Raw genomic sequence first — 8,525 nt, 5'->3', positions numbered from 1 at the left:
TAGAAAAATATTAAACTATCAAACACCGTTTGAGATATTTTTTGAAGAACCGTTGCACTTAGTTTGACAATTCGTCCCACAAAAAAACGAGGTTGGATTTTTTCCAGCCTCGTTTTCGTTTATTTCCTCAACATATCAATTGCGGCATCCAAGTGCTGCAAGGTTGTCTTTTGACCAAAGAGTTCAACACTTTCTGGCAGTTCTGGACCAACCGTTTCGTGGGTCACAGCAACCCGGATTGGCATCCAAAGCTTACGGCCCCGGATTCCGGTGTCTTTCTGGATAGCCTTGATGGTCCGCAAAACATTAGTAGCGTCCATGTAATCTAAGGCCGCAATCCGCTTACGGAATTCAGTCAGGACCGTGACAGCAGTTGGGTCAGCCAGTTCTTTCTGACCAGCTTCGTCAATTTCCTTTGGCCCCTTCACAAACGGCTTGACGTAATCGATGATCTCGTGTGCATAACTGATCTCACGCTTGAACAATTCGACACAGCGCCGCATCCATTCCATCTTTTCAGCATCGGCGTGCTTGTCGATCAACCCTGCTTCAAGCAGCTGCGGCATGGCAATGTCAAAGACCCGGTCAGCATCCACGTTCTTCATGTACTGGTTGTTAATCCAAGCCAACTTCTTACGGTCAAAGGCAGCTGGTGACTTACTGAGCCGCTTTTCATCATACATCTTCACAAACTGCTTCAGTGAGTAAATTTCATCTTCGCCTTTTGGTGACCAACCCAGCAAAATGATGAAGTTGTTCATTGCTTCTGGCAGGTAACCGAGGTCCCGATACTGTTCAATAAACTGCAGCACTGATTCGTCACGCTTGGACAGCTTCTTCCCCGTCTCATTGTTGATGATCAAAGCCATGTGACCGAACTTCGGTGCTTGCCAGCCCAGAGCTTCGTAAATCATCAGCTGCTTGGGTGTGTTCGAAACGTGGTCGTCACCACGGAAGACGTGACTGATCTTCATCAGGTGGTCGTCAACAACAACAGCGAAGTTGTATGTTGGCATCCCATCACGTTTCTGGATGACAAAGTCGCCACCGACGGTCTTGGATTCAAATGACAGGTGGCCTTTAACCATATCATCCCATTCGTAGGTCTTGCCAACCGGAACCCGGAAACGAACAACTGGCTTCAAACCCTTAGCTTCGGCTTCAGCTTGGGCCTGTTTGATTTCGTCTTCGGACATCCCAGCATATTCATAAACGTAGTGCGGCATCTGGTGGGTAGCACGTTGCTCTTCACGCTTAGCCTGCAGTTCTTCTTCAGTCTCGTAGGACTTGTAAGCCAGGCCCTTTTCCAGGAGCTGGTCGATATACTTTTGGTAGATGTCCTTCCGTTCAGATTGACGATACGGACCGTAGTCGCCGCCAATATCTGGCCCTTCGTCCCAGTCCAGGCCCATCCACTTCAGGTTATCCAACTGACTCCGTTCACCATCAGCGATGTTCCGTTTAGTGTCGGTATCTTCAATCCGGATGATAAACTTGCCCTTGTAGTGACGAGCAAACAGGTAGTTAAACAATGCTGTCCGGGCATTACCGATATGCAGGTGCCCCGTCGGACTCGGTGCGTAACGGACACGAATGTTATTTGCCAATATCTTCAGCCTCTTTCAAAAAAATTCAATTACTATTATATTCTATCACTGCGACAGTGCAAACCGCCTAGTCACTTTTTTCTTTCTTGCCTTGCTGGTTGTGCTCACGATCGTTAATACCCTTGGTGGAATGGACCGGACGGGCAAAAATCATCCGCCCAGCATCTGTCTGCAGGGCACTTGTAACTTCTACCATCAGCTGGGAGTTCATGTAAAAACGTCCGTCTTCGACGACGACCATCGTACCATCGTCCAGGTAGGCAACCCCCTGCTGACGTTCAGTCCCCTTCTTAACAACGCGGACTTCCAGACGTTCACCCGGAATCACCCGTGGACGTAAGGACTTTGCCAGATTGTTGATGTTTAGGACCTGGACATTTTGGAATTGGATCACCTTATTCAGATTCCAATCGTTGGTCACGATCACCCCATCAACTTTTTTGGCCAGGGCGATCAGCTTGCTGTCGACTTCCTTGATGTCATCAAAATCCTCATCAGACATTTCGATTGGCACGATCTTTTCTTTCCGCAATTTATTGAGGATGTCCAACCCCCGCCGACCGCGAACGCGCTTGATGCTCTCTCCGGAGTCGGCGATGTACTGCAGTTCGTAGAGGACAAAGTTCGGTACCAGCAATGTTCCTTCCAGAAAACCAGTCTTGACGAGGTCGTAGATTCGGCCATCAATCAAAATATTAGTGTCCAAAATCTTGTAGTGGTGATAGTTGGCATCCCGCTGCTTGGTAACCGCTCCGGTGTGGGAACGATCGTCAGCCGGCTTGCGGCTGTTGCTTAAAAGATTCCGCCAGTCATCCAACCGCGTGGTCCCCAAACGGAAACCAAAATAGGAAAAGATCAGCATCAACAGAATCGGCAGAATGTTATCAATCACCGGAATGTTAGTCCGCCACAGCGGCACTGAAATCAAAACGGCCATCACTAAACCGACAATGGTCAAGAGCGAGCCGAAAAATAGGTAGATGGGGCTTTGCTTGGCTAAATACTTTTCAACCCGCTTGGTGGTCCGAATAATCCAGTCTGTCATGGCCAACGACAGTAGCCAAAAAATAAGTGCTCCGATAAAAATATCAATAAAAATGAGCAATGAATGCTGTATGTGGATATTCAACGCGAACCAGGCCACTGGTAAGTAGTAAAAACCAATTGCGGCCCCGACAACTGCGAAAACAAAACGAATAAATCCTTTTCGCACAAAGATACCTCCTTTCTTGTTATCAGTCTAATGTAGCACTAACTACCGGGTAAGGCTACCCGCAAGACTTCCCCAATCGTCTGTACCCCGATCACTTGAATGTTTGTCGGTGGATTCCACCCCCGCAAGTTATTCTTAGGTACGATAATTCGTTTAAAGCCCAGCTTGGCCGCCTCTGCAACCCGCTGCTCAATCCGGTTCACCCGGCGAATTTCACCGGTCAAACCAACTTCCCCAACAAAGGCATCGTCCGGCCGGGTGCCCCGGTCACGGTAACTGGAAGCAATGGCGACCGCCAACGCAAGATCGATTGCCGGTTCGTCCAGTCGCACTCCGCCGGCAGCCTTCAGAAAAGCGTCCTGATTTTGAAGCATCAAGTTAGCCCGCTTTTCCAGCACTGCCATGATCAATGCCACTCGGTTGCGACTCAGCCCCGTAGCTGTCCGCTGGGCGTTGCCGTAGACGGTTGGCGTTACCAGGGCCTGGATTTCAACCAAGATGGGACGGGTCCCCTCCAGCGAGACGACAACCGCTGAACCAGTCGCGTTCTGCAGACGTTCTTCCAGGAAGATTTCGGAAGGATTCTTCACCTCCGCTAAACCATCCTGATGCATTTCAAAAATTCCCAACTCGTTGGTGGAACCAAAACGATTTTTGACGGAGCGTAAAATCCGATAGGTATGGTGGAGGTCTCCCTCAAAATAAAGAACCGTATCAACCATGTGTTCCAAAATCTTCGGACCGGCGATAGCCCCACCCTTGGTCACGTGGCCGACAACAAAGACCGTGATGTTCATTCCCTTGGCAATCTGCATCAGTTGAGCCGTCACTTCCCGAATCTGGGAAACGCTGCCGATCGCTGACGAAACATTGCTGGCCTGCATCGTTTGAACCGAGTCGATGACGACAAATTCCGGCTTCATCTCATCGATGGTCGCGCGAATACTGTCCATGTTTGTCTCCGGATAAATATAGAAGTCGTTGCCGTGGACGTTCAGCCGTTCCGCACGCATCTTGACCTGGGTGGCGCTTTCTTCCCCTGAAACGTAGAGGACACTGTGCTTCTCATCGCACAATTGTCCAGACACTTGGAGAAGCAATGTCGACTTGCCGATCCCCGGATCTCCGCCGATCAAAACCAGCGATCCCGGTACAATCCCACCGCCGAGTACCCGGTTGAGTTCGTGAAGTTTAGTCTTGATGCGGGGCGTCTTCTGGGCATTAATTTCGTTGAGCCGCTGCGGCTTAGCAACGATCCCCGTCAAGGTAGCCGCGTGTTTGGTAACCTGACTTGCCGTCCCCGTCTGGACGACCTCTTCTGTTAAAGTGTTCCACTGGCCGCAGTTGGGGCAGCGGCCCAGATAGCGCGGCGAAGTGTAGCCGCAATTTTGGCACACATACTGTGTTTTGACTTTGGCCATGGAAATGCCCCCTACTTCTTCGTTGAACCAAACCCACCGATTCGCTTGGCTTGCGGCTGAGCCTCATCGTCCGACTTTAAGTAGGACATAAAAATTGCCTGGCCAATCCGTTCGCCTTTCTTGATGGTGTAATCACGCAGGCCATAGTTCACCAGCTGAACAAAAAGTTCCCCTTCGTTGGCTGCGTTGTTATAGTAGTCCGCATCGATAATGCCGACCCCGTTTGGCAGAATCAGGCGCCGTTTTAATGGTGCACTCGAACGGTTAGCCAATAAAATGAACTCATCAGCTTGCATATAGGCCTTAATTCCTGTCGGGACCAGGTAAGGCTTTAAGACCTGGTTGGCGGCTTCATAGTCCGCATCAGTCAATTCCTGCTGGTGCCGCAGCGCCCAGAGGGTCTTCAAAAAAGGGCCCTTCCAAATAGATGGCAGAGTAAAGTCTTCACTAGCAGCTAAATCATAGCCAGCCGCGTTCTTTGTCTGTCGCTGAGGCAGCTGAAGGTTTTCATTCTTCTTACTAGAAACAATTTCAAATCCACGTTTCATGATATTCACTCCGTTCATTGTGCTAATTAATTATACGGGAAATTGCTCGCAAATTATACCATTTCGATCATCATTCTCTTATAATATAAGCTGATCAGTTTTGAGGGGATGGATTTTTTGGTTAACGGTCAACAACTAAACTACGTCAACGGCGACCATCGCATTACCCTCATGGACGGTCACAAATGGGTCGGCGAAATTTCTTTCCCAGCCGTGAGCGCCCAGCGAGTCGTCATCGAGCGAACCTTTATTCGCCCAGAATACCAGGGACGTGGTCTTGGTAGTCAGCTTGTGGCCCGCTTTGTCAAGCAGGCCGAACAGCAACGGCTTACAGTTAAGCTGATGTGTCCCTTTGCCCGCCTTCAATTTGGGCTCCACCCTGATTATCAAGAATTGTTGTTGCCAAAAGACCGCTTTGAAGGGAGAAAAAGCAATGGATCAAACTGAGCAAAACAAGTTAAAGGCATTAGTCGGTCAAGAAGCTGTGAAATACGTTAAGGACGGGATGCTGCTCGGCCTTGGCACCGGGAGCACTGTCCGTTACATGGTTGATGCCCTGGGCAAACGCGTTAAGGACGAGGGCCTAAACATCACCGCCGCAACGACCTCAACCCGCACTACAAAGCAGGCTGAATCATTAGGCATTAAGATTGTCAGTTTGGACTCACTGGACCACCTCGACCTCGTCATCGATGGTGCGGACGAAATCAGTGATGACTTCCAAGGGATTAAGGGTGGCGGTGGCGCCCTGCTCTGGGAAAAGATCGTAGCCAACACTGCTAAAAAGTACATGTGGATCGTTGACGAATCCAAGCTGGTCCACAAACTTGGGAAATTCCCATTGCCAGTTGAAGTTATTCCGTTCGGTAGCGTCCACGTCTTTAACCGCTTAGAAAAAATGGGCTACAAGCCAACTTGGCGAATGGACGGCGACAAGAAGTTCCTGACTGACGAAAAGAACTACATTATCGACCTTCACCTTGGTGAAATCGACAAGCCACACGAGTTATACGACAAGCTGATCAAGATGGTTGGTGTGGTTGAAGTAGGACTCTTCCTCGACCGGGTTAACGACGTAATTGTCGGTACTGCAAACGGTCCGGTTGTTAAGCACGCTCGGTAAAACACCGCCCAATTTTTGTACATATCAAGATTAACCGTTAGTGATGATCAAAGTCGCTAACGGTTTTTTTGATTCACTAACATTCAGAACCACCCATTAAACTTAATTTTATTAAGCCCATTCTTAATAAAAACAGGTTTTATGATATTTAAAAAGAATGTTTTTTAAAGCATAAAGAAAAGCGTTTACATTCAAAAAGACAGCTGTTATATTTTAAGAGTAAACAAAAAGAAAGCGCTTTGCTAAACCACAAAGCAATACTGAATGGAGATGCTAATCATGGCTGAAAAAACAATTATGCTTTGCTGCTCTGCAGGAATGAGTACTAGTATGCTGGTCACCCGAATGCAAAAAGCTGCTAAGGAAGCTGGCAAGGACGTGGAGATCTTTGCTTGCCCATCTTCCGAAGCCCACGACAAAATGGAGCATAACGACATTGATTTGATTATGCTTGGGACTCAAGTTCGTTACATGGAAAACGACTTTAAGAAACTGATCGACGGCACTAACACCAAATTAACCATTATTGACATGTCTGCTTACGGTACAATGAACGGCAGTAAAGTTCTCGACCAAGCTTATGACATCATGGGTGCCAACTAAGCGTTTCCTGTTTGATGCGTGGAAAAGGAGAAATTAATCATGGCTGATGAAACAAACAGTGAACAATTACAACAAACGATGGGGCTGATCGCTAATGCCGGCAATGCCAAGGCTTTTGCTGTCGAAGCAATCCATGCAGCGCGCGACAATGATTTCGCCCAGGCAGACCAGAAGCTGGATGAAGCAAATAAGGCTCTAGTCGATGCCCATAATTCGCAAACAAAGATGTTGACCCAGGAGGCTCAGGGACACCACGTCAAACTGACCTTGCTGACGGTGCATTCGCAGGATCGCTTAATGACCGCAATTACGTTCATCGATTTGGCCAAAGAATTAATTTCTGCTTACAAAAAAATGTACGAACTGCAAAAATAATCCCTTCTTGTCACTTTCAGTGATATCTCATCTCAACAGAAACTGGGTAAAGCCGGCTTCTGTTTTTTATTATAATAATGTTCATTGCCATCACAAATGGGTTAGAATAGCTTTAAACAAACAATAATAAGGAGTTGATGATGATGAGTTTTGTCATCGATCAAAACAATCTCAAAGCTTTTCATAAGGATTACCATGACCGGCCGGAAACGGCAGTTTTAGAGCGAACCGTTACCAAGAACGGCGTTGCTAACGCTAGCTTCGACTGGCACGCCATTGCCGACAACAACCCGACCTTCTCCATCGACCTAAAGACCGGGGATGTTGCCGATCAAAAACAATCCGGCCGTTGCTGGATGTTTGCTGCCCTTAACACGATGCGGCACAGTATGCAGGCTAAGCTTAACCTGGCAGACAACTTTGAACTGTCACAAAGCTACCTTTTCTTCTGGGACAAATTCGAAAAATCAAACTATTTCTACGAAACTGTCATCCGGACAGCCAAACTGGCTCCCGATGATCGGCGGGTAGCCTGGTTAATGGCCACACCTCAAGGTGACGGTGGTCAGTGGGATATGCTCTGTGCCCTGATTGATAAATATGGTGTCGTTCCGCAAAGTGCAATGCCGGAAACCTACAACTCGAGCCATTCCAATGCCGTCAACGACGTCTTAAACAACAAGCTGCGTCATGATGCCGTGATCTTACGTCAAATGGTTCACGATGGCCAGAGCGACGATGAGCTCAACGCTAAACGTCAGCAAATGCTCAGCGAAGTTTACCGGATCCTGGCTTACAGCTTTGGCGAACCACCGGCCAAGTTTGCTTTTGAATACCGTGACAAAAACCACGAGTATCACCGCAATGCCGACCTTACTCCGCAGGAATTCTTCCAACAATATGTTGGCTGGAAGCTCGATGATTACATTTCAATTATCAACGCCCCAACTGCCGACAAGCCCTACCACAAGACCTACACGATCGAAATGTTGGGTAACGTCGTCGGGGGTCGACAGATCAAACACCTCAACGTTACAATGGACGAATTTAAGCAATTGGCAATTAAGCAACTGCAAGCCGGCGAAAGTGTCTGGTTTGGTTCGGACGTCGTAAAGAGTTCCGAACGCAAACTCGGCATCATGAGTTTAAACGCCTACAACCCACAACAGCTGTTCGACGTCGACTTGGACATGTCGAAAGCTGATATGTTGGACTACGGTCAGAGCATGATGGACCACGCGATGGTCTTGACCGGTGTCGACATCGTTGATGGCAAACCGACAAAGTGGAAGGTCGAAAACTCCTGGGGGCCGAAAGTCGGCAAGAAAGGCTACTTCGTCATGAGCGATGCCTGGATGGACAAGTATTGCTATCAGTTAGTCGTTAACCGCAAGTTCCTTAGCCCTGAATTACAAAAAGACGAAGACCTCGCCCCGATCGTCCTCAAGCCATGGGACCCGATGGGAACGTTGGCATAACTTCATACCTAACAAATTAAGATGAGAGCCGTGGCAAAAGCAAATTATGATTTTGTTTTGTCACGTTTAACCAAATATAGGGGGCTGTGACATAAGTCCCTAAATTAAGAAGATCCATTCGGAAATTGAAAAATTTTCGAATGGATCTTTTCCTTTT

9 protein-coding genes are annotated in these 8,525 nt (G+C 48.0%); 5 read left to right on the top strand and 4 right to left on the bottom strand.

Features of this window, described 5'->3' with window-relative positions; all coding sequences use genetic code 11:
- Positions 1–119: 119 nt before the first annotated feature.
- The 4 genes from gltX to QOR82_RS08285 form a co-directional block, all read right to left on the bottom strand.
- The gene (gene gltX, locus QOR82_RS08300) at positions 120–1,610 is read right to left on the bottom strand and encodes a glutamate--tRNA ligase (protein WP_283584300.1); all 1,491 of its coding nucleotides are present in this window, start codon (positions 1,608–1,610) and stop codon (positions 120–122) included.
- A gap of 64 nt (positions 1,611–1,674) precedes the next feature.
- Complete coding sequence (locus QOR82_RS08295; protein WP_283584298.1) at positions 1,675–2,820, bottom strand: PIN/TRAM domain-containing protein; 1,146 nt, start codon at positions 2,818–2,820, stop codon at positions 1,675–1,677.
- 38 nt (positions 2,821–2,858) lie between these two features.
- Positions 2,859–4,241 carry a DNA repair protein RadA gene (gene radA / locus QOR82_RS08290; RefSeq protein ID WP_283584297.1) on the bottom strand — a complete coding sequence of 461 codons (1,383 nt, stop codon included), beginning with the start codon at positions 4,239–4,241 and terminating at the stop codon, positions 2,859–2,861.
- An 11-nt stretch (positions 4,242–4,252) separates the two neighbouring features.
- Positions 4,253–4,789 carry a dCTP deaminase/dUTPase family protein gene (locus QOR82_RS08285; RefSeq protein WP_283584296.1) on the bottom strand — a complete coding sequence of 179 codons (537 nt, stop codon included), beginning with the start codon at positions 4,787–4,789 and terminating at the stop codon, positions 4,253–4,255.
- 108 nt (positions 4,790–4,897) lie between these two features.
- On the opposite strand from QOR82_RS08285, the gene QOR82_RS08280 reads away from it, so the two are divergent.
- The 5 genes from QOR82_RS08280 to QOR82_RS08260 all read left to right on the top strand — a co-directional run bounded on the left by QOR82_RS08280 (position 4,898) and on the right by QOR82_RS08260 (position 8,368).
- On the top strand, positions 4,898–5,236 hold the full coding sequence (locus QOR82_RS08280) for a GNAT family N-acetyltransferase (protein WP_283584295.1): 339 nt from the start codon (positions 4,898–4,900) through the stop codon (positions 5,234–5,236).
- Complete coding sequence (rpiA, locus tag QOR82_RS08275; protein WP_283584294.1) at positions 5,223–5,912, top strand: ribose-5-phosphate isomerase RpiA; 690 nt, start codon at positions 5,223–5,225, stop codon at positions 5,910–5,912. Before QOR82_RS08280 ends, rpiA begins: the two co-directional genes overlap by 14 nt.
- Before the next feature lie 279 nt (positions 5,913–6,191).
- On the top strand, positions 6,192–6,515 hold the full coding sequence (locus tag QOR82_RS08270; RefSeq protein WP_283584293.1) for a PTS sugar transporter subunit IIB: 324 nt from the start codon (positions 6,192–6,194) through the stop codon (positions 6,513–6,515).
- A gap of 39 nt (positions 6,516–6,554) precedes the next feature.
- On the top strand, positions 6,555–6,890 hold the full coding sequence (locus tag QOR82_RS08265) for a PTS lactose/cellobiose transporter subunit IIA (RefSeq protein ID WP_283584292.1): 336 nt from the start codon (positions 6,555–6,557) through the stop codon (positions 6,888–6,890).
- 143 nt (positions 6,891–7,033) lie between these two features.
- On the top strand, positions 7,034–8,368 hold the full coding sequence (locus QOR82_RS08260; protein ID WP_283584299.1) for a C1 family peptidase: 1,335 nt from the start codon (positions 7,034–7,036) through the stop codon (positions 8,366–8,368).
- The last annotated feature ends 157 nt before the right edge of the window (positions 8,369–8,525 follow it).

The sequence above is a fragment of the Limosilactobacillus difficilis genome (genome assembly GCF_947387495.1).
GTDB classification, from domain to species: domain Bacteria; phylum Bacillota; class Bacilli; order Lactobacillales; family Lactobacillaceae; genus Limosilactobacillus; species Limosilactobacillus difficilis.
Note: the sequence above shows the minus strand (reverse complement) of the source record. Positions and strands in the feature narration are given on the sequence as shown.

Excerpts from the sequence above, each read along its gene's own strand:
- radA (WP_283584297.1), bottom strand. The coding sequence starts at position 4,241 with ATGGCCAAAGTCAAAACACAGTATGTGTGCCAAAATTGCGGCTACACT.
- QOR82_RS08285 (WP_283584296.1), bottom strand. The coding sequence starts at position 4,789 with ATGAAACGTGGATTTGAAATTGTTTCTAGTAAGAAGAATGAAAACCTT.
- QOR82_RS08280 (WP_283584295.1), top strand. The coding sequence starts at position 4,898 with ATGGATTTTTTGGTTAACGGTCAACAACTAAACTACGTCAACGGCGAC.
- rpiA (WP_283584294.1), top strand. The coding sequence starts at position 5,223 with ATGGATCAAACTGAGCAAAACAAGTTAAAGGCATTAGTCGGTCAAGAA.
- QOR82_RS08270 (WP_283584293.1), top strand. The coding sequence starts at position 6,192 with ATGGCTGAAAAAACAATTATGCTTTGCTGCTCTGCAGGAATGAGTACT.
- QOR82_RS08265 (WP_283584292.1), top strand. The coding sequence starts at position 6,555 with ATGGCTGATGAAACAAACAGTGAACAATTACAACAAACGATGGGGCTG.
- QOR82_RS08260 (WP_283584299.1), top strand. The coding sequence starts at position 7,034 with ATGAGTTTTGTCATCGATCAAAACAATCTCAAAGCTTTTCATAAGGAT.